The sequence below is a fragment of the Trinickia fusca genome (assembly GCF_003628145.1).
Taxonomy (GTDB): Bacteria; Pseudomonadota; Gammaproteobacteria; order Burkholderiales; family Burkholderiaceae; genus Trinickia; species Trinickia fusca.
This window is the reverse complement of record NZ_RBZV01000005.1, coordinates 59,383-80,943: the sequence shown is the minus strand read 5'-3', so window position 1 is coordinate 80,943 and position 21,561 is coordinate 59,383. Positions and strand designations below refer to the sequence as shown.

The 21,561-nt window shown below is 65.8% G+C and carries 11 protein-coding genes; 8 read left to right on the top strand and 3 right to left on the bottom strand.

The annotated features are described in order from the left end of the window. Positions 1-58 precede the first annotated feature (58 nt). Positions 59-619, bottom strand: coding sequence for a sugar dehydrogenase complex small subunit (locus D7S89_RS14425; protein WP_121278395.1), 561 nt, complete (start codon positions 617-619; stop codon positions 59-61). 216 nt (positions 620-835) lie between these two features. Further along, a complete protein-coding gene (locus tag D7S89_RS14420) occupies positions 836-1,315 on the bottom strand; it encodes a VOC family protein (RefSeq protein WP_121278394.1) in 480 nt (159 codons plus the stop codon). 503 nt (positions 1,316-1,818) lie between these two features. Here D7S89_RS14420 and D7S89_RS14415 point away from each other — a divergent pair. Genes D7S89_RS14415 through treY form a run of 7 tightly spaced genes read left to right on the top strand, consistent with a single transcriptional unit; the run spans position 1,819 to position 20,235 of the window. Continuing rightward, complete coding sequence (locus tag D7S89_RS14415) at positions 1,819-5,292, top strand: maltotransferase domain-containing protein (protein WP_121278393.1); 3,474 nt, start codon at positions 1,819-1,821, stop codon at positions 5,290-5,292. Beyond that, positions 5,282-8,725 carry a maltose alpha-D-glucosyltransferase gene (treS, locus tag D7S89_RS14410; RefSeq protein WP_121278591.1) on the top strand — a complete coding sequence of 1,148 codons (3,444 nt, stop codon included), beginning with the start codon at positions 5,282-5,284 and terminating at the stop codon, positions 8,723-8,725. The genes D7S89_RS14415 and treS overlap by 11 nt, the downstream gene beginning before the upstream one ends. Before the next feature lie 14 nt (positions 8,726-8,739). Further along, on the top strand, positions 8,740-10,983 hold the full coding sequence (gene glgB, locus D7S89_RS14405) for a 1,4-alpha-glucan branching protein GlgB (protein ID WP_425470810.1): 2,244 nt from the start codon (positions 8,740-8,742) through the stop codon (positions 10,981-10,983). Positions 10,984-11,025: 42 nt separating this feature from the next. Then, positions 11,026-13,191, top strand: a complete 2,166-nt coding sequence (glgX, locus tag D7S89_RS14400) for a glycogen debranching protein GlgX (RefSeq protein WP_121278590.1) — start codon at positions 11,026-11,028, stop codon at positions 13,189-13,191. Positions 13,192-13,229: 38 nt separating this feature from the next. Further along, positions 13,230-15,182 carry a malto-oligosyltrehalose trehalohydrolase gene (gene treZ / locus D7S89_RS14395; protein WP_121278392.1) on the top strand — a complete coding sequence of 651 codons (1,953 nt, stop codon included), beginning with the start codon at positions 13,230-13,232 and terminating at the stop codon, positions 15,180-15,182. Between the two features lie 47 nt (positions 15,183-15,229). Beyond that, on the top strand, positions 15,230-17,401 hold the full coding sequence (gene malQ / locus D7S89_RS14390) for a 4-alpha-glucanotransferase (protein ID WP_121278588.1): 2,172 nt from the start codon (positions 15,230-15,232) through the stop codon (positions 17,399-17,401). Further along, positions 17,398-20,235 carry a malto-oligosyltrehalose synthase gene (gene treY / locus D7S89_RS14385; protein ID WP_121278391.1) on the top strand — a complete coding sequence of 946 codons (2,838 nt, stop codon included), beginning with the start codon at positions 17,398-17,400 and terminating at the stop codon, positions 20,233-20,235. The genes malQ and treY overlap by 4 nt, the downstream gene beginning before the upstream one ends. A gap of 4 nt (positions 20,236-20,239) precedes the next feature. On the opposite strand, the gene D7S89_RS14380 is transcribed toward treY, so the two are convergent. After that, on the bottom strand, positions 20,240-21,016 hold the full coding sequence (locus tag D7S89_RS14380) for a sensor histidine kinase (protein ID WP_342766897.1): 777 nt from the start codon (positions 21,014-21,016) through the stop codon (positions 20,240-20,242). Between the two features lie 200 nt (positions 21,017-21,216). On the opposite strand from D7S89_RS14380, the gene D7S89_RS14375 reads away from it, so the two are divergent. Beyond that, complete coding sequence (locus D7S89_RS14375; protein ID WP_121278389.1) at positions 21,217-21,561, top strand: FKBP-type peptidyl-prolyl cis-trans isomerase; 345 nt, start codon at positions 21,217-21,219, stop codon at positions 21,559-21,561.

The window sequence follows — 21,561 nt, the reverse complement described above, 5'->3', positions numbered from 1 at the left end:
TGTTCGTTCGGGAGCGATAGCAAAGTGCATGCCAATTATGGCGCTGCACGCAGGCCGCTCACGCGTCGGTCGGCTTGTGCGTCCAGTAAAACGGCACATCCCGGCAATAGGACGGGATCGTCAAAACATCGCTGACGGGATCGAACATCAATGCGCGTTCATAGGCCAGGACCTGCACGGTCGGCATGTCGCCGACCAGGCCCAGATACCAGGCACGCATGATTTTCCCGACCGTCTTGGCAAGCGGTGCGTCGCTCGCGGCCAGCGCGGCCGTCACCGTGTCGCTGGGCACCCCGCCATGGGTCTTGAGCCAGATATTCAGGTCTGCTATGTTTTTTTCGAACGCGGCGTCGGCTTTCACGAGCGCGTCATAAATACGACGTGCGAGCGTCGCGTCGAGCGTCTTGCGGCCTGTCAACTGTCGCGACAGCGCGACGAAGGCATCGAGCCCGCCACCGGCTGGCGGGGCGTAACCGAAGGCACCGGCGGGCTGGGTGGACACGCCGAGCGTCGCGGCGAACGCAAGCGAGGCGGCCGACGCGCAAGCGCCGAGTATGAACTGTCTGCGGGCGAAGGCCGGCAGCGCATCGTATTGCCGGCCTGTTCGGGCGTCTGGCATGTGGGCTTCCTGGGTCCTGGACATGACGGCTGCCGGCCGTGCTGCCGGCAGCGTGCCCCCGAATCCGGTCTTGACGCCGCCCTCCCGAACGGTGGCGGTCTTTCGTTATGTGCGGTGGCGCGCTGGGCCCACTGACCCGAAATATAGCTGCGTCGGCGCCGTTCGACAATCGTCGGGCCGCCGCCCCCGCTGCACCGACGGCGTGCGCGAGAGACATCAAGCCTCGTCGTAGGCGCGTTGCAAGCCGGCAATGTCGAGCTTGCGCATCTGCATCATCGCCCGCATCACGCGCGTCGAGCGCGTCTTGTCCGGGTCGACCAGCAAGCGGCCCAGCACCCTCGGCACGACCTGCCAGCAGATGCCGAACTTATCGCGCAGCCAGCCGCATTGCTGCGTCTCGCCACCGGCAGAGAGCCGCTCCCATAGCGTGTCGACCTCGTCTTGCGTCTCGCACTCGACGAACATTGAAATGGCCGGCGAAAACGTGAAGGCCGGGTTCGGTCCGCCATTCAGGGCGATGAACTTTTGCCCGTCGAGCTCGAACGTCACGCTCATGACGCTGCCCGTCTCGCCGGGCCCAGCCTCGCCGTAATGCATGACCTCGAGCATGCGCGAGCGCTCGAACACCGACATGTAGAAACGCGCGGCCTCCTCGGCCTGATCGTCGAACCACAGAAACGGGGTGATCGTTTGCACACTGCCTCCTGGGTTTCTCGTTAAACGAAAATCGGGCCGTAAGCCAACAACCGCGAACCACATGCACGAGCCCTCGCCGTATACGACGGTCGGGCCGCGGCGACCTCGACAAGTGTCGAACGGATGTGAGCCAAATGGCGCGTCGATGTAAAAACGCACCGCTGGCTGCTGTCACCTTTACACCGATTTACACCAGCCCGTGTCGCAGGCCCTTGGCACAAACCTTATGCCATTGGCGCTCAACGCGCGCATACTCGTCGCTATCGGCGACGCCGGCCCGCGACACGCGCCGCGCCCGGCCGCTGCGGCATGCAACCTGCTTGCGCTTCCCAGGCGCTTCGCATCGCCACAGCGCCGGACCGACGCCGATCCATCCGCTGCGTCGACGCGCACGAGGGCCTGTTCGCGTGAATGACAGGCTTCTTGAGCGCCGCCCTGTATGGCGATGCGATCGCACGCTTCTCTCGTGCATCCACCACGCCGGACGACACTGGAATCGACCGATGGAACTACGTCACGCGTATGCGCCGCGGATCTACTTCATTCACCCTCTGCTCGTCGGGCCCCTCGATGCGTGGCCCGCCCAGTTCGAGCACGCCGCGGCTCTCGGCTTCGATCACGTTCTGATCGGTTCACCGTTCGCGCCGGGTCACGCTCATCATCAGCAACTCGTTGCCGACCATCGGCGGCTGCATCCCGTGTTCGATACGTCCCTCGGGGCCGACGACGCCTTGCAAGCGCTCGCCGACACCGCGCGCCAGCATGGCATCGCGCTGCTCGCCGATCTGATCGTCGACCGCTTTGCCGCCGATGGCACGCTGTACCGCGAACACCCACACTGGTTCCTGCCGTTCGAGCCCGAGCGCACACGACTCGACCCGCGTCATGCTCGACACGAGGACAACGCCGCCTACGCGAATTTCGCCGATGCGCACGCGGCCGAGCAGCTCGGCGCCTGGTGGAGCGAACGGCTCGTCCAGCTCGTCGATGCCGGCATCGCAGGGTTTCGCTTCGACTCGCCGCACCACGTGCCCGTCGACATCTGGCGCAAGCTACGCGCAGCCGTGCGTGGGCGTCGTCCCGACGTGCGGCTGCTGGCGGCCACACCCGGCCTCACCCGCGACGACCTGGCCCGGCTCGCCGAGGCGCGCTTCGACAGCGTGTTCTCGTCGGTGCGCTGGTGGGATTTCCGCGAGGACTGGCTCGCCGATGAACACGCAGCGCTCGTGCGGTTGGGTGCGCCCATCGCGTTTCCTGAAGCGCCTTACGGCACCCGGCTCGCGAACGACTTCGCCGGCGAAAGCGATGCGATCGTCGTCGAGCGCGCCTACCGCCGTGCCATCACGGCAGCGGCGGGCATCGGCGCGGGCTGGCTCGTGCCGATGGGCTTCGAGTACGGCTTGAGCGAGCCGATGTCGTACACGGGCGGCAACGCTGAACGCTATCGCGCCGCTTGCGCATCCGCTCGCTTCGATCTGTGCGGCGAGCTCGAGCGCGCCAATGTGCTGCGGCAGCAAACGCCGCTTCTGGGGTCCGTCGGCGAACTCCGTGCGTTGTCGCCGGCCGGCGCGAACACAGCCGTGTTGCTGCGCGGCGGACATGGCGATCTGCGCCATGCTGAGGAAGCCGTACTATTGATTGCCAACCCTGACCTGCATAGGCCGACGCTCGTCGAGCCGGCCCGTTTTCTCGACGGTGTGCCAGGCAGCTTCATGGCCTTCAAATCGCTGACGAGCGCCTGCACGAACCCGTCCGAACCGTTGACGCCGTTCGCGCTCGCGCCCGGCGAAGCACGCCTGCTACGCGCGCACGCCTGCCCGCGCATCGCCGAGCGTCACGCCCCCAGGAGCGCCGCCACGGCGGCCGTCACGCAGGCGCTCGCCGCGCCTCGCATCGCGATCGAAAGTGTCGAACCGTCGGTCGATGGCGGGCGCTTCGTCGTCAAACGCGTGGTCGGCGAGGAAGTGGAAGTACGCGCGGCCATCTTCGGCGAAGGCCACGACAAAATCGCGGCGGCCGTGATCTGGCGCGCGATCGACGAAGTCGCGTGGCACGAAACGCCGATGACTCCTGCGGGGCCAGCCGGGCTCGACGTATGGCACACGCGCATTGCGCTCACGCGCCTGGGCCGTTACGAATTCACCGTGATCGCTTGGCGCGACGATTTCGCCTCCCTGGTCGATCACATCCGCAAGAAGCTCGATGCCAATCAAGCCGTCGATCTCGAGCTCGAAGAAGCGCGCCATCTGCTCGCGCGCGTGATCGTCGAAGCCAGGACGGCCGATGCGACCGGCACGCAGCATCCGGTTCACCACGAACATCGCGGTCATGACGCACAGCGCTCGGCCATCGGGCGGCTCGAGGAGATGGCATCGCAATTCGCGCATGCGAGCCCGGCCGTGCGAATCGACCTCGTGCTCGCACAGGAGACCGCCGAAACCGTGGCGCGCGCGAGGCACCGCCCGTTCCTCGCACACGATGCCAAGACGTACCGCATCGACGCCGAGCGCGCGCAAGCACGCTTTGCGAGCTGGTATGAGCTGTTCCCGCGCTCGATGAGCGACGACGGGGTGCGCCACGGCACATTCGACGACGTGATCGCCAAGCTGCCGCGCATTCGCGACATGGGTTTCGACGTGCTGTACTTCCCGCCGATCCATCCGATCGGCAAAACCAATCGCAAAGGCCGCAACAACGCCTTGCACGCTCAGCCCGGCGATGTCGGCAGCCCGTATGCGATCGGTAGCGAAACGGGTGGCCACACCGCGCTGCATCCCGAACTCGGCACGCTCGACGATTTCAAGCGCCTGCTTGCGCAAGCCCATGCGCACGGCCTCGAAATCGCGCTCGACTTCGCGATCCAGTGCTCGCCCGACCACCCATGGCTGACCGAGCACGCGGCATGGTTCGCTTGGCGGCCCGACGGCACGCTGCGCTATGCGGAGAATCCGCCGAAGAAGTACCAGGACATCGTCAACCCGGAGTTCTATGCGCATGATGCCAAACCCGCACTATGGCTCGCGCTGCGCGATGTCATCCGCTTCTGGATCGACGCAGGCGTGCACATCTTCCGCGTCGACAATCCGCATACCAAACCGTTGCCATTCTGGGAGTGGATGATCGACGACATTCGCGCGCGCGATCCCGACGTGATCTTTCTGTCCGAAGCCTTCACGCGCCCGCGCCTCATGTATCGGCTCGCCAAGCTCGGCTTCTCGCAGTCGTACACGTACTTCACGTGGCGCGAATCGAAGCGTGACTTCATCGACTACCTGACCGAGCTCACGCAGACGAACGTGCGCGAGTTCTTCCGCCCGCACTTCTTCGTCAACACGCCCGACATCAACCCGCGCCATCTGCAAGCGTGGGGCCGCGCGGGCTTCATGATGCGCGCCGCGCTGGCCGCGACGCTCTCGGGCCTGTGGGGCATATACAGCGGCTTCGAGCTGTGCGAAGCGGCAGCACTGCCGAACAGCGAGGAGTATCTGGATTCGGAGAAGTATCAACTGCGCGCGTGGGACTGGCATCGGCCCGGCAACATCGTCGAGATCATCGGCGCGCTCAATCGCATCCGGCGGTCGAACCCGGCCCTGCATACGCATCTGGGCCTGACGTTCCTACCCGCGCACAACGACCGCATCCTGTTCTTCGAGAAGGCGACGCCCGCGCACGAGAACGTGATCCTCGTCGCGATCAGCCTCGATCCGTTCGAGCCGCAGGAGGCCGACATCGAGCTGCCATGGCAGACGCTCGAGCATTGGCGCATGCACGAATGGGATGCGCTTGCCGTCACCGATCTGATGAACGGCGCCCGGTTCGCATGGCACGGGCGGCGCCAGCACGTGAGGATCGAACCGGATACGCGCCCTTTCGCGATCTGGCGTATTGCGCCAGCTGCGGGGCTGCCGCGCGACGAACAGGCGCATGCATGGCTCGCGCGCACGAACGATGCCGAGGAGGCTCACCATGAAACGTGAAGACCAGCACCTCGATACGGCCGCGGCACGCGCCGAGCAGCCACCCGACGCGCGCCAACGCACGCGTACGGGACGACGCACGAAGCCGTCCCCCCTCTCCGACGATCCGCTCTGGTACAAGGACGCGATCATCTACCAAGTGCACGTGAAGTCGTTCTTCGATGCAAACAACGACGGGCTCGGCGACTTCCCGGGACTCATCGAGAAGCTCGACTACATCGCGGAACTCGGCGTCAACACGATCTGGTTGTTGCCGTTTTATCCCTCGCCACGCCGCGACGACGGCTATGACATCGCCGATTATCGCAACGTCCACCCCGACTACGGCACGCTCGCCGACGTGCGCCGGTTCATCCAGGGTGCGCACGCGCGCGGCATCCGCGTCGTGACCGAGCTCGTCATGAACCACACGTCGGATCAGCACCCGTGGTTCCAGCGAGCGCGCCGCGCCAAGCCGGGCTCGAACCATCGCAACTACTACGTCTGGTCCGACAACGACAAGAAGTACGCCGGCACGCGCATCATCTTCATCGACACGGAGCCGTCGAACTGGACGCACGACCCGCTCGCGGGCGCCTACTACTGGCACCGGTTCTACTCGCACCAGCCCGATCTGAACTTCGACAATCCGTCGGTGATGCGGGAAATGCTGAGCGTCATGCGCTTCTGGCTCGACATGGGTATCGACGGGTTGCGGCTCGATGCGGTGCCCTACCTCGTCGAACGCGAAGGCACGAGCAACGAGAACCTGCCCGAGACGCATGAGATCCTCAGGCGCGTTCGCGCGACGATCGATGCCGAGTATCCGAACCGCATGTTGCTGGCCGAAGCGAACCAGTGGCCCGAAGACGTTCAGGAATACTTCGGCTCGGAAGACGAATGCCACATGGCGTTCCATTTCCCGCTGATGCCGCGCATCTACATGGCGATTGCCAGCGAGGACCGCTTTCCGATCACCGACATCATGCGCCAGACACCCGAGCTGCCGCCGTCGTGCCAGTGGGCGATCTTCCTGCGCAATCACGACGAGCTCACGCTCGAGATGGTGACGGACTCCGAGCGCGACTATCTGTGGAACACGTACGCGAGCGATCGCCGCGCGCGGCTCAATCTCGGCATTCGCCGCCGGCTCGCGCCGCTGATGGAGCGCGACCGCCGCCGCATCGAGCTGATCAACTCGCTATTGCTGTCGATGCCGGGCACGCCCGTCATCTACTACGGCGACGAGCTCGGCATGGGCGACAACATCCACCTCGGCGATCGCGACGGCGTGCGCACGCCGATGCAATGGTCGTCGGATCGCAACGGCGGATTCTCGCGCGCCGACCCCGAACAGCTCGTGCTGCCGCCCGTGATGGGCTCGCTATATGGGTTCGATGCGGTCAACGTCGAGGCGCAGACGCGTGACCCCCATTCGCTGCTGAACTGGACACGGCGCCTGCTGGCCACGCGCCGCTCGAGGCATACGTTCGGGCGTGGCAGCATTCGCTTTCTGCGCCCCGCCAATCGCAAGATCCTCGCGTACCTGCGCGAGATGGAAGGCGAGCCGCCGATTCTGTGCGTGGCCAATCTGTCGCGCGCGCCGCAAGCCGTCGAGCTCGACCTCTCCGAGTTCGCGGGCCGCGTGCCGATCGAAATGACGGCCGACTCGGTCTTCCCGGCCATCGGTCAGCTCACGTATTTGCTGACATTTCCGCCGTACGGCTTCCTGTGGTTCCTGCTCTGCAAGACCGACGAGCGCCCGGCCTGGAGCCAGCCCGGCTCCGAACAGCTGCCCGAGTTCGTGACGGTCGTCATCCGCACCGGGCAGACGGGGCCGACGCCCGAGAACGTGCGCCTGCTCGAATCGGAAGTGCTGCCCTCCTACTTGAGCCGGCGCCGCTGGTTCGCGTCCAAGGATCAAAAACTGCACGCGGTGCGGCTCGCCGCGTTGACCACGATCCCCGATGCGGGCTTCGCATTCACCGAGATCGAGGCCGATGTAGGCCGCCATACCGAACGCTACGTGCTGCCGCTCGCCGTGAGCTGGGGCACCGATACGACGGTGCCGCTGTTCATCCAGCTCGCCCTGGCGCGCGTGCGGCGCGGCAGAAACATCGGACACCTGACCGATGCATTCGCGCTGCCTCTGTTCGCGCATGCCGTGCTGAAGAACCTGCGCGATCGGGCGCGGGTGCCGACCGTGCAAAAGAGCGAAATCCGCTTCATCCCCACCGAGCGCATTGACGAACTCGACGCGCTCGGCGATGCGCCCGAGATCCGCTGGATCGCGGCCGAGCAAAGCAACAGCTCGCTCGTGATCGCCGAGCGGGCCGTGCTCAAGCTGGTGCGGCGACTCGTCGGCGGCCTCCATCCCGAAGTGGAGATGAGCCGTCATCTGACCGAGATCGGCTACGAGAACAGCGCGCCGCTATACGGCGAAGTGGTCCGCGTCGATCCGGCCGGCGTGCCGCACACGCTGGCGATCCTGCAGGGCTTCATCGAGAACCAGGGCGATGCGTGGAACTGGGTGCTCAATTACCTACGCCGGGTCGTCGACGAGCTCGCGCTTGCGGCCGAACCTGACGAATCCGAACCCGAAAAGATCGAGGGCTATCGCGTGCTGACGGGCACCATCGGCCGACGCCTCGGCGAGCTGCACGCAGCGCTGGCCGCACCTTGCACCGATCCGGCTTTCGCCGCGGAGAGCGCCACCGCGGCCGACGTGCGAGGCTGGATCGAGGGGACGCAGACGATGCTCGGCGAAGCGCTCGATCTGCTTGCCTTTGAGCTCGCGAAGCCGGGCGACTCGCTGTCGGACGAGACACGTGAGATCGCGCAACATCTGCTCGAGCGGCGCGAAGAACTGGCGCAGGTGATCGCATCGCACGTGCCGCACAAGCTCGACGCCCTGCGCATTCGCGTGCATGGAGACTTCCATTTGGGCCAGGTGCTCATCGCGCAGAGCGACGTGTACCTGATCGACTTCGAGGGCGAACCCGCTCGCCCGCTCGAGCGGCGCCGCATGAAGCGCTGCCCGCTCGTCGACGTGGCCGGCCTGCTGCGCTCGCTGTCGTATGCGAGCGCAGCGGCACAGTCGACGACCGAAGCCGCCCCCGCGCAGACGGCCGAACGCAAGCGCAGCCTGTTCGAACGCTTTCACGAGCAAGGTGCGGAAAGCTTCCTCGCTGGCTATCACGAAGCCATCGAGCACCTCGAGCGCCCACTCGTCTCGCCGGACGTCGAAGCCGCGCTGCTCGATTTGTTCCTCGTCGAAAAGGCTGCCTACGAAGTACGCTATGAAGCGGCTAATCGCCCGGCCTGGCTCGGCTTGCCCGTGCGCGGGCTCGCCGCGCTTGCCCGCCGTCTGCTCGGAGAAGGGGGGGGCCACGGCGGCAAGCCGTCTGCCGACACCGACGGCACGGGTGATAGTCCATCGCCTGCGTCGTCCTGAATGCGGTATCGGCCATGAACGATCAATCCGCCCTCATCCATCCGATCTTCGACCCCGACCCGCAGGCGGGCCTGGCGGCCGTCGACCTGGAAGCGCTAGTCGACGCGCGCCATCCCGACCCGTTCTCGCAGCTCGGCATGCATCGCACGTCGTCGGGCGTCGTGGTGCGCGCGATGCTCCCCGGCGCGGCCAGCGTCGTCGTGATCGAGCGCGACAGCGGGGCATGCCTCGGCAAGCTGCGGCTGATCCATCCCAATGGCCTGTTCGCCGGCCTCGTCGAACGCGCTGCGCCGTACCGTCTGCGCATCGACTGGCACGGCACCGAACAGGAGATCGAGGATACCTACTCGTTCGGCCCCTTGCTCGACGAAGCGGCTTTGAATCGTCTCGCCTGCTCCGATCCGTACGCGGTGCTGCAATGCCTGGGCGCGCGGCCGGACGTGCTCGACGGCGTGCCTGGCGTGCGCTTCGCCGTGTGGGCGCCCAACGCGCGTCGCGTGTCGGTCGTCGGTGACTTCAATACGTGGGACGGGCGCCGTCATCCGATGCGGTTCCGGCATACCGCTGGCGTGTGGGAGCTGTTCGTGCCGCGCCTGACCGCAGGCGCACGATACAAGTACGAGATCCTCGCGTGCGAGGGTCATGCATTGCCCCTGAAGGCGGACCCGTGTGCGATGCAGACCGAGTCCGCGCCGGCCACCGCGTCGATCGTGGCCGACGTCTCGCGTATCGAGCAATTCGAGTGGACCGACGGCGCATGGATGTCGAGCCGCGCCGCACGGCAAACACCACGGGCACCGATCGCGATCTACGAGGTGCATGCGCAGTCGTGGCTGCGCATCGACGAGCAAGGCCACCGCGGCCTGAACTGGACGGAGCTCGCCGATCGCCTGATCCCTTACGCGATCGACATGGGCTTTACGCACCTCGAATTCCTACCGATCGCCGAGCATCCGTTCGGCGGCTCGTGGGGCTATCAACCGCTCTCGCCGTTCGCGCCATCGGCGCGCCTGGGTCTGCCCGAAGGCTTCGCCGCGTTCGTCAATCGCGCGCATGCGGCAGGGCTTGGCGTGATCCTCGATTGGGTGAGCGCACATTTTCCGAACGACGCGCATGGTCTCGTCGCTTTCGACGGCACGCCGCTCTACGAGCACGCCGATCCGCGCGAGGGCTATCACCCGGACTGGAACACGTTGATCTACAACCTCGGGCGCAACGAGGTCGCCGCGTTCCTGATCGCGTCCGCGCTCGCCTGGCTGCTGCGTTATCACGTCGACGGGCTGCGCGTCGACGCAGTGGCCTCGATGCTCTATCGCGACTACTCGCGCGCCGAGGGTCAATGGGTGCCCAACATCCATGGCGGCCGCGAGAACCTCGAGGCGATCGCGTTCCTGAAGCGCGTCAATCACGAAGTCGCGCATGCGCCCGGCGTCGGCGGAGCCGTGACGATCGCCGAGGAATCGACGGCCTGGCCCGGCGTGACCGCTCGCGCCGAAGACGGCGGCCTCGGCTTCAACTTCAAATGGAACATGGGCTGGATGCACGACACGCTGCATTACATGCGCGAAGACCCGATCCATCGCCGCTACCACCATCACAACATGTCGTTCGGCATGGTCTACGCCTACTCCGAGCGATTCGTGCTGCCGCTGTCGCACGACGAAGTCGTGCACGGCAAAGGGTCGCTGCTCGGCAAGATGCCCGGCGACACGTGGCAGCGCCTTGCGAACCTGCGCGCGTACTTCGGCTTCATGTGGACTCATCCAGGCAAGAAGCTGCTGTTCATGGGCGGCGAGTTCGCGCAATGGGCCGAGTTCGATCACGACGCATCGCCGCAGTGGCATTTGCTCGACGACGCCCTGCATCAAGGCGTGCAGCTGCTCGTGCGCGATCTCAATCGTCTCTATACGCATGAACGTGCGCTGCATGTACTCGATGCCGAGCCCGGCGGCTTCGAATGGCTCGTCGGTGACGACGACGACAACAGCGTATTCGCCTACCGCCGCTGCGACGGCAGTGGACGCGAGCTCGCCGTCGTCTGCAACTTCACGCCCGTGCCCCGTCATGGCTACCGCATCGGCGTACAACGCCCAGGCCGTTGGGAGGAAATCATGAATACCGACGCGAGCGTGTACGGCGGCTCGAACGCTGGCAATGCGGGGCGCGTCGTGACCGACCCCATCGCGAGCCACGGCAAGCCGCAGTCGCTGCTGCTGACGCTACCGCCGCTCGCGACGATCGTCCTGCGTGCGCAATGACGGTACGCCACGTCATCTACCCATGCAAAGGGAATGGTGAGCATGGCCAACTCGCTGCCCGATCGCCTCGAAGCCGGTGCCCCCTATCCACTCGGCGCGACCTGGGACGGTCTCGGCGTCAACTTCGCGGTGTTCTCGGCGAACGCCTGGCGCATCGATCTATGCCTGTTCGATCCGAACGGACATAAGGAGCTCGCGCGCTTTCCTCTACCCGAATGCACGGACGAAGTCTGGCATGGCTACCTGTCCGGCGCGCACCCGGGCACCGTCTACGGCTTTCGCGCGCATGGGCCGTTCAAGCCGCAGCAAGGCCATCGCTTCAATCCGTTCAAACTGCTGCTCGACCCGTACGCAAAGAAACTCACGGGCGCGTTTCGCTGGTCCGATGCGCTGTTCGGCTATCGCGCGCATTCGAACCGCCTGGACTTGTCGCTCGACAAGCACGACTCGGCGCCCGCCATGCCCAAATCCGTCGTCGTCGACGAAGCGTTCGACTGGTCGCGCGACGTGCGTCCGGACGTGCCATGGGGCGAGACGGTCATCTACGAAACACACGTCAAGGGCGTGTCGATGCTCGGTACGGACTTTCGCCCGCACGAGCGCGGTACGTTCGCCGCGCTCGCCTCGCCGCAGTTCATCGACCATCTGCACAAGATCGGCGTGACGGCCGTCGAACTGCTGCCGATCCACGCATTCCTCGACGAGCGCGCCCTGCTGACGCGGCATCTATCGAACTACTGGGGCTACAACACGGCCGCGTTCTTCGCACCGCATCCGGCGTACCTGTCGACGCGGCGCCTCAGCGAGTTGCGTATCGCGGTGCGGCAACTGCATGCGGCCGGCATCGAAGTCATTCTCGACGTCGTCTACAACCACACGTGCGAGGGCAATGAGCTCGGGCCGACCGTCGCGTGGCGCGGCCTCGACAACGCGAGCTACTATCGCCTGATTCCCGGCGAGGAGCGTCACCACATCAACGATACCGGCTGCGGCAATACGCTCAATCTGTCGCATCCGCGCGTACTGCAAATGGTGATGGACTCGCTGCGCTACTGGGCCGGCGCCTATCACGTCGACGGCTTTCGCTTCGATCTTGGCGTCACACTCGGGCGCGAGGGCACCGGTTTCAATCCGGGCTCGGGTTTCTTCGACGCGATCCGGCAAGACCCGCTGCTGTCGCACTGCAAGCTCATCTCCGAGCCTTGGGATGTCGGTCCGGGCGGCTACCAGCTCGGGCATCATCCGCCCGGCTTCGCCGAATGGAACGACAAGTACCGCGATTGCGTACGGCGCTTCTGGCGTGGCGACGCCGGCATGCGCGCCGAGCTCGCCGCACGCATCGCCGGCTCGGCCGACTTGTTCGATCATCGGTTCAGACGGCCTTGGGCCTCGATCAACCATGTCGCGTCGCATGACGGTTTCACGCTGGCCGACGTGGTCTCGTACGAACAAAAGCACAACGAAGCAAACGGCGACAACAACGCCGACGGCCACAACGAGAATTGCAGCGCGAACTGGGGCGCCGAAGGCCCGACCGACGATGCGCAAATCAATGCCACGCGCGGATGCGTCTCACGCTCGATGCTCGCGAGCCTGTTCACGTCGCTGGGCACGCCGATGCTCGTGGCTGGGGACGAATTCGGCCGCAGCCAGCACGGCAACAACAATGCGTATTGTCATGACAATGCGCTGTCGTGGCTCGACTGGACGCAAGCTCGATCACCAGCAGGTCAGGCACAGATCTCGTTCGTCGCGCGCCTCGCGCAATTGCGCAGGCAGCATCCGCTGTTGCGCGAAATGCATTTTCCGCACGGCGAGCACGATGTTCTGCCCGACATCAAGAATATCGGCTGGTTCGACGAGCACGGCGAGCCGCTGACCAGCGAGTCCTGGCAGGTACCCGAGGGACGTACGCTGACACTGCGCCGCGCCGGCGCGGCCGCAGACGGCAAGCTCGAAGTGCTGCTGCTCATGCATAACGCGTCGCACGCGACGATCGCCTTCACGCCGCCCCCCCCGTCGCTGGAATGGAATGTGCTCATCGATACGACGATCCCCGACGCGCCAACGCACACACTCAGGCAGACACCACTGCCGATCGGTGCGCATGGCTTCGTCGTCCTCGTCGCGTGGCCGGTAACGGGGATGGGCTCGATCACTGCGGACGAATCGGCCTCATCTGCCGACTCGACCGGCAGCCCAGGCTAGGTGCCGACGTGCTCATCGGTAAAGCGAGGTATGACGCCATGTCCGAATCACCGTCACTGTCGAATTCGACCATTCGCTACACTCACCCGCTACCGTTCGGCGCACAATTGCTCGACACCGCTTCGTCCAACGGCAGCCGGCCACGCACGCGCTTTCGTCTATGGGCGCCGTCGAGCCATGCCGTCGCGCTCGAGATCGAATACGAATCCACAACAAACGTTGTCGACTTGACATCATCTGGCAACGGTTGGTTCGAATCCGAATTCGAGTGCGGCGCCGGCGCGCGTTATCGCTATCGGCTCGACGATGGCCTGCTGGTCCCCGATCCGGCTTCGCGCTTTCAGCCCGAGGATGTGCACGGCCCCAGCGAAGTCGTGGACGCGCGGGCCTACGCCTGGCAGCATGCGGATTGGCGCGGCCGGCCGTGGGAAGAGATGGTCATTTATGAACTGCACGTCGGCGCGCTGGGCGGCTATGCGCGCGTTGCGCAGCGCCTGCCGCAGCTCGCCGCCCTCGGCGTGACGGCCATCGAGCTGATGCCCGTCGCCGACTTCCCGGGCCGTCGAAATTGGGGCTACGACGGCGTGCTGCCGTTCGCCCCCGACTCGGCATACGGCCGCCCCGACGATCTGAAGGCACTCATCGATTGCGCCCACGGGCACGGGCTCGCGGTGCTGCTCGACGTTGTCTACAACCATTTCGGCCCCGAAGGCAATTATCTGCCGCGCTACGCAGCGGCCTTCTTCCGCGACGACGTGGCCACGCCGTGGGGCCCCGCCATCGACTTCAGGCGCATCGAGGTGCGCGCGTTCTTCTGCCAGAACGCGCTGTACTGGCTCGACGAATACCGCTTCGACGGGCTGCGGGTCGACGCGGCGCATGCGATCGGCGACGAGAGTTGGCTGCGCGAACTGGCCGAGCGCGTGCGCACGACCGTCGATCCCGAGCGCCGCATCCACCTCGTGCTTGAAAACGAGCACAACGCGGCCGGCCTGTTGCAAGCCGGCTTCGACGCGCAGTGGAATGACGACGCGCACCACACGCTGCACGTGCTGTTGACGGGCGAACAAGAGGGCTACTACCGGGCCTACGCCGACAAACCGATCGAGAAGATCGCGCGCGTGCTGTCGGAAGGCTTCGCCTATCAAGGCGAGCCCTCGCCCACGCACGACGGCAAGCCGCGCGGCGAACCGAGCGCGCATCTGCCGCCGACGGCTTTCGTGATGTTTCTGCAAAACCACGATCAGGTCGGCAATCGCGCATTCGGCGAACGACTGCGCACGCTCTGCGCGCCGCAAGCGCTGCTCGCGGCGACGGGGCTCGTGCTGCTGTCGCCGCACATTCCACTGCTGTTCATGGGAGAAGAGCGCGGCTCGACGCAGCCGTTTCTGTACTTCACCGATTACGCGGGCAAGCTGGCCGACGCGGTGCGGGAAGGCCGCTCGAACGAATTCGCAACGTTCGCGGCATTCAGCGATCCCGAGCGACGCGGGCGCATTCCCGATCCCAATGCGTTGCAGACGTTCGCGCTTTCGTCGCCTATGCAGGACGAAAGCTACGCCTCTGGCGACAGTAACGTGCAACGCATCCAAGGCTCCACCAGCGAACGCGATGCATGGCAGCACTTCTATCGCTCGGCGTTGGCCGTGCGTGCCAAGCTGATCGCGCCACGGCTCGCCGGCTCGCGGGCACTCGGCACGACGCTTCTGCGAACGACGAACGATCACGAGACGAACGCGCTCGTGGCCCGCTGGCAGCTCGGCGACGGCGAAACGCTGGCGCTCGCACTGAACCTCACGCCCGAAGCGTTGCCGTTCACCGAGCGGCCCGACGGCATGGTCGTCTTCGAGACGCCACCGCGCACGCGCGACCGCGTCGACGCCTACGAGCTACCGCCTTACGCATTCATCGCCTGGCTCACGGGCGACGTGAACACCTATGCGCTGCGGCACGATACACGCATCGCACAGCCACGCGGGAGCAACGCGTGAACACGCACACGCCATCGACGCCACCGGCGTCGTCCTCGCCAAGCCCTATCCCGAGCCGCGAGACCATCGAGCGGCTCGCCACGCTCGAGGGCCTCGAAGTGCATTGGGAAGACGTGCACAAGCGCGCACAGCGCGTCGCACCCGAGACGCTGATCGCGTTGCTGGCCGCGCTCGGCTTGCCGTGCAGCACCCGTGACGAAGCCGAGCAAAGTCTTGCGCTTGCCCAAGCCGAGCACGATTCGCCGAAGCTGCCGCCCTTGATCACGGCTGAGTGCGACCACGCGATCGCGTTGCCCCGCAACATCGCCCAATCGGGCAGCCACTATCGCATCGAGCTCGAAAGCGGCGCGCGCATCGACGGACGCTTCACCACGCCACATGATGCATTGGCATTGCTCACGCCCATCACCGAGCCTGGCTATCACATGCTGACGCTGAATGGCCGCCAAGTGCGCCTGGCGGTGGCCCCGCCGCGTTGCTACACGATCGCCGATGCATGTCGCCACGCCGGCATGCCGGATCCCGAGCACGTGCGCGCGTGGGGCATCGGCGTGCAGCTGTATGGCTTGCGGCGCATCGGCGATGGCGGCATCGGCGACTATTCGGCACTCGCCGCGTTCGCGATCGACAGCGCACGACGGGGTGCCCATGCGTTGGCCGTCAGCCCCACTCATGCGATGTTCAGCGCGGACCCGCACAAGTTCAGCCCGTACTCCCCGTCCTCGCGGCTGTTCCTGAACGTCGCCCATATCGATCCGGCCGCCGTATTCGGCAAGGGTGCCGCACAGGCTGCGCTGCAGGCCGCGCACGCACGCGACGCGTGGGCCACGCTCGAGGCACAACCGCTGATCGACTGGCCAGCGGCGCTGATGCTGCGGCTCAAGGTGCTGCGCGCGCTGTTCGAACGCTTTTGCACACACGAACGCGCAGCGAATGGACCGCTTGCCGTCGACTTCGAGACGTTCCGCGCGCAAGGCGGCCGTGCACTCGAAGACCATGCGCGTTTCGAATCGCTGCATGCCGTACAGCGTGCCCGACATGGCGGCGAACATTGGCGCGAGTGGCCGCCAGAATATGCCGATCCGCGCGGCGTCGATGTCGACACGTTCGCGCGCGAGCATCGGCATGAGGTCGACTTTCATCTGTTCCTGCAATGGCTGGCCACGAAAGGGCTGGCCCATGCCCAGCGCGCGGCGCGCGATGCCGGGATGGCGATGGGGCTCGTCGCCGATCTGGCAGTCGGCTGCGACGGCGGCGGCAGTCACGCATGGTCGTATCGCGACGATATGCTCCAGAAGGTGTCGGTCGGCGCGCCGCCCGACACCTTCAACCCGGCCGGGCAAGCATGGGGGCTCACGACGTTCTCGCCGCGCGCGATGCGTGCACAGGGCTTCACGGCATTCATCGACATGCTGCGCGCCGCGTTCGCCCATGCAGGCGGCCTGCGCATCGATCACGTACTTGGCCTGCAACGCTTGTGGCTCGTGCCCGAAGGCGCGAGCGCAGCCCTCGGCGCCTATTTGCGCTATCCGTTCACCGATTTGCTACGGCTCGTTGCGCTCGAATCATGGCGGCATCGCGCGATCGTGATCGGCGAGGATCTCGGCACGGTCCCCGCCGGCTTTCGCGGGCGTCTGGCACGGCATGGCCTCCTCGGCATGCGCGTGCTGTGGTTCGAGCGCGACGACGGGGGACGCTTCAAGCCACCCGAGCAATGGCCTGACGATGCCCTGGCCACCACGACGACGCACGATCTGCCAACCGCTTCAGGCTGGTGGCACGGCACCGACATCGATTGGCGCCAGCGCATCGGCCAAACCGTGCCGCATGCGGACTCCAGCACCATCGTGACGCTCGCACAGGAGGAACGCGCCGTCGACCGGGCATTGCTCTGGCAGGCATTCCAGCGAGCCGGCATCGCGGCAAGCGACGTCGGCGCACCACCGATCTCCGAGCCACCCATCGACGAAGCACTCGTGTTCGTGTCATCGACGCCAGCGCCGTTCGTCGTCCATCCACTCGAAGATTTGCTGGGCCTTGTCGAACAGCCGAACCTGCCCGGCACGATCGACGAGCACCCGAACTGGCGACGGCGGCTGGACAAACCGATCGACGCGCTCTTCGAGGACCCGGTACTCGCGGATCGCCTGCTCGCCGCTACGCGCGCACGCGTGCCCGCAACGAGCACACCCGCTACCCAACCGCCCCGCCCATCATGACCGTCCCGCGCTCCACGCTTCGTCTTCAATTGCATCGCGGCTTCACGCTCATCGACGCGGCCGCTCGCGTCGACTACTTCGCGGCGCTCGGCGTGAGCCATCTGTATCTGTCGCCGCTGACGACCGCCGTGCCGGGCTCGACGCACGGCTACGACACGATCGACTACAGCCGCGTGAACCCTGAAATCGGCGGCGAGCCGGCGCTCGTGCGGCTTGCCGAGGCGCTGCACGAGCGTCAGATGGGCATCATCGCCGACATCGTGCCGAACCACATGGGCATCGCGGACGGGCACAACGCATGGTGGCTCGACATCCTCGAATGGGGGCGCCACAGCGCCCATGCACGCCACTTCGACATCGATTGGCATTCGCCCGACCCGGCACTGCGTGGCAAGGTGCTCGCGCCGTGCCTCGGCGCGCCATACGGCGAGGCGCTGGCGGCCGGTCATATCGAGCTGGCGTACGATCCCGAATGGGCACGCTTCGTCGTGCGCTATCACGAGCATGTGCTGCCGGTCTGTCCCGTCGACTACGCTACGATTCTGCGAGCCGGCGAACACACTGAGCTCAACGCACTGGCGGAACGTTTCGACGGCCTCACGACGCAGCCCGAAGACCAGGCGCGAGCGATACGCGCGCTCGATGCTTTAAGTGAGTTCGCGACCACGCACGGCGCGGGTTCGCTCGATGCGGCATTGGCCACCTACGCACCACCAACGAGCGGCGCGCTCGAACGTCTGCATCGGCTACTCGAGCGTCAATTCTTTCGCCTTGCCTGGTGGCGCACGGCCGCCGACGAAATCAACTGGCGACGCTTCTGCGACATCACGACGCTCGCGGCCCTACGCGTCGAGCGGGCCGACGTGTTCGATGCGGTTCATGCGCTGATCTTGCGTCTGTTCGCGCAGGGCATCATCGATGGCGTGCGCATCGACCACATCGACGGGCTCGTCGATCCGCGCGAATACTGCCGACGTCTGCGCGAACGGCTCGCCGGATGCGAAGCCGAACGCCCGCAGCAACTCGACGGGCCGCGCGCCTACCTCGTCGTCGAGAAGATCCTCTCTGGCGATGAGTTGTTGCCCGGCGACTGGGATATCGACGGCACCACCGGCTATGACTTCATGAACGACGTCGGCGCTTTGCTGCATGCCCCCGAAGGCGAAGCGCCGTTGACCGCCGTTTGGAACGAGCTCGCCGGCACCGCCAAAACGTTTGCCGACGAAGCGCTCGCGGCGCGGCGCAAGATCCTCGCCGAAAATCTGTCGGCCGAACTCGACCGCACCGCGCGCAGTCTGCATCGCATCGCTCGCGAACAGCCTGCGACGCGCGACTTCACGTTCACCTCGATTCGCCGTGCACTCGTCGAGCTCGCCGTTCACTTTCCCGTCTATCGCATGTATCCGTACAACGGCCAGCGCACGGCGGATGACGACGTCCACTTTCGCCGCGCATTCGAGGCGGCCAGAAAGGTGTTGCCGCGTGCCGATGACAGCGTGCTCGACCATCTCGACGGATGGCTCGGCGGCACCGACGGTCGTGACGAACGCGCAGGTGTCTATCCGCCTGCCGCGCCCGGACGCGAGCGGCGCTCGGCCAGCGCGCTCTTCGCGCAGCTGACGGCACCGCTAGCCGCCAAGGCGCTAGAAGACACGGCCTACTACCGCTATGGCCGCCTGCTGTCCCGCAATGAAGTCGGAGCCGACCCAGGCGAGTTCGCGCGGTCGATCGAGGCCTTTCACGCCGCCAACGTCGAGCGCGCACGCCACTTTCCGCACACGCTCGTCGCAACGGCCACGCATGATCACAAACGTGGCGAAGACATGCGTGCCCGGCTCGCCGTGCTCAGCGAGATTGCGCAAGAGTGGTGTGCGAAGCTGCGCGCGTGGTCGACGCTCAATGCGCCGCAGCGGCGCGAGCTCGGCGACGCCTGGCTCCCCGGCGCATCGCGCGATTGGGCGCCGGGGCCGACGGCCGAAGCGATGCTGTACCAGACACTGGTTGGCTGCTGGCCGCTCGATCTCGACCCGTCGAATACGGCCGGCGTCGAGGTCCTCGCGAATCGCGTCGCGACGTGGCAATTGAAAGCATTGCGCGAAGCCAAGTTGCGCACGAGCTGGCATGCGCCCGACCAAGCCTATGAAGCGGCGTCGCGTGACTTCCTGTTCGACATCCTTGCGCCGCAACGCCGCGATAGCTTCCTGCGTGAAGTGCACGCGTTCGTGGCGCGCATCGGTCGTGCTGGCGCCGTCAACGCGCTGCTGCAAACGGTGCTGCGCATGACCTCGCCGGGTGTGCCCGATCTTTATCAGGGATGCGAACTATGGGACTTCAGCCTCGTCGACCCTGACAATCGCCACGCGGTCGATTTCGCGCACCGACATGCCTGGCTCATCGATACGCCGCCCAGCGAACAGCTCGCCAACTGGCGCGACGGGCACGTCAAGCTCGGCATCGTGCATCGCGTGCTGACATTGCGGTCCGTCTCGCCGGCATTGTTCCTCGAAGGCGAGTACATCCCGCTGACGGTGCAAGGGCGCGCCGCCCGACACGTCGTGGCATTCGCGCGTCAACATGGCGATGCCTATGCGATCGTGGTCGGCACGCGCCTCGCCACGTCGCTGCTCTCGCCAGACGACGTGCCGCTCGTCGAGCCGCGGACATGGGACGACGCCGTTGTGCAGTTGCCCCAGGTACTGGCGGGCCGTGCGTTGTTCGATTGCCTGAGCCCCTGTGCGCCGAAGGCCGACGACGCCGGACGGCTCTTCGTGCGCGATGCGCTGAGCGCGCTGCCCGTGGCGCTGCTCGTGGAAGAAGGCGTGCCGAAAAGCTGAGGCCCTAAACCGCTGCGGTAGGCACGCGCAACACCAGTGACGAAGGCTCGCCGTCGCCGGCCGCGCTTTGTTCGAACGTGCCGCCATGCGCGAGCGCCACACGCTGTGCCAGCGCCAGCACCCAGGCAATACGCCCGGCCTCGCGCGGCTGCTGCGCCTGCTTGCGCGCGAACGGTTCGAAGGCATGCGGCAATTCGGCATCGCGCAATGCCGCGAAGCTCATCGTGTACGCCACCTCCGTACGCCAGAAGCCGCCGTCGATGCTGCTCGCCAGCTTGACCGTCTCGCCGGGCGCGCTCGCTTCGATGGCGAACGCCAGCATGACCCACAACGCCTCTGTCAGGCGTTCGCTGTCGCCGTCACATGATTGCCCCTCGAGCCGCGAATCGATAGCAATCGTGACGTTGCGCGCCGCACCCAGCGCACGGCGAATGTCGTCTGACGCACGCTCGAGCGCAGCCCGTACCGTGAAGCCCTCACGGCGCAACGCCAGTGCTTTCGTTTCGGCGCGCGTGGTATCGACGGCTTGTTCGAGCAGTTGCACCTGCTGATCGACGCCCGAACGAATGCCGGCCAGCGCGCGCTGCGCAGCAGCGTCGGCCGGGTCGAGCTTGCGCTCGAGCACATAGGCCCAGCTGTGAATCGCATTCAAGGGGCTGCGTAAGTCATGGGAGACGAGCGACAGCACGTGGTCGCGCATGAATAATGCCGTCTCGGCCCGCATGCGGGCGAAACGCTCATCGGATGTGGCAGCGGCAACGACATCGAAGGACGTTGACACGATCGGCCCCCTCGTGGAGAAACGCTTGGCCGCCCCTTTCCTGGCATGTCCGTGATCTCATCGAGACATCGAACCATGCGCGCAACACCTCGGTGCCGGGGTGCGTCCATAGCGTCGTTGAACAGAACGACATTATAGGCACCCTGCTCGAAACAAGCGCCTACAATGGCGGTTTCCAACGTGATTCAAGGAGTTACTTCATGTCGATCGTGACGACGGATTCCGGCCTCAAGTACGAAGATCTGACCGAGGGGACCGGTGCCGAGGCACAAGCGGGCCAAACGGTCAGCGTGCACTACACGGGCTGGCTCGCAGACGGCAACCAGAAGTTCGATTCGAGCAAGGACCGCAACGATCCGTTCGCGTTCGTGCTCGGCGGCGGCATGGTCATCAAGGGCTGGGATGAAGGCGTGCAGGGCATGAAAGTCGGCGGCGTACGCCGTCTGACGATTCCGCCGCAACTCGGTTACGGCCCGCGCGGCGCCGGCGGCGTGATTCCGCCCAACGCCACGTTGATCTTCGAAGTCGAATTGCTCGACGTGTGA

What these genes read in the sequence shown, in the direction of transcription:
- D7S89_RS14425 (WP_121278395.1), bottom strand. Translation starts at nt 619, where the DNA reads ATGCCAGACGCCCGAACAGGCCGGCAATACGATGCGCTGCCGGCCTTC.
- D7S89_RS14415 (WP_121278393.1), top strand. Translation starts at nt 1,819, where the DNA reads ATGGAACTACGTCACGCGTATGCGCCGCGGATCTACTTCATTCACCCT.
- treS (WP_121278591.1), top strand. Translation starts at nt 5,282, where the DNA reads ATGAAACGTGAAGACCAGCACCTCGATACGGCCGCGGCACGCGCCGAG.
- glgB (WP_425470810.1), top strand. Translation starts at nt 8,740, where the DNA reads ATGAACGATCAATCCGCCCTCATCCATCCGATCTTCGACCCCGACCCG.
- glgX (WP_121278590.1), top strand. Translation starts at nt 11,026, where the DNA reads ATGGCCAACTCGCTGCCCGATCGCCTCGAAGCCGGTGCCCCCTATCCA.
- treZ (WP_121278392.1), top strand. Translation starts at nt 13,230, where the DNA reads ATGTCCGAATCACCGTCACTGTCGAATTCGACCATTCGCTACACTCAC.
- treY (WP_121278391.1), top strand. Translation starts at nt 17,398, where the DNA reads ATGACCGTCCCGCGCTCCACGCTTCGTCTTCAATTGCATCGCGGCTTC.
- D7S89_RS14375 (WP_121278389.1), top strand. Translation starts at nt 21,217, where the DNA reads ATGTCGATCGTGACGACGGATTCCGGCCTCAAGTACGAAGATCTGACC.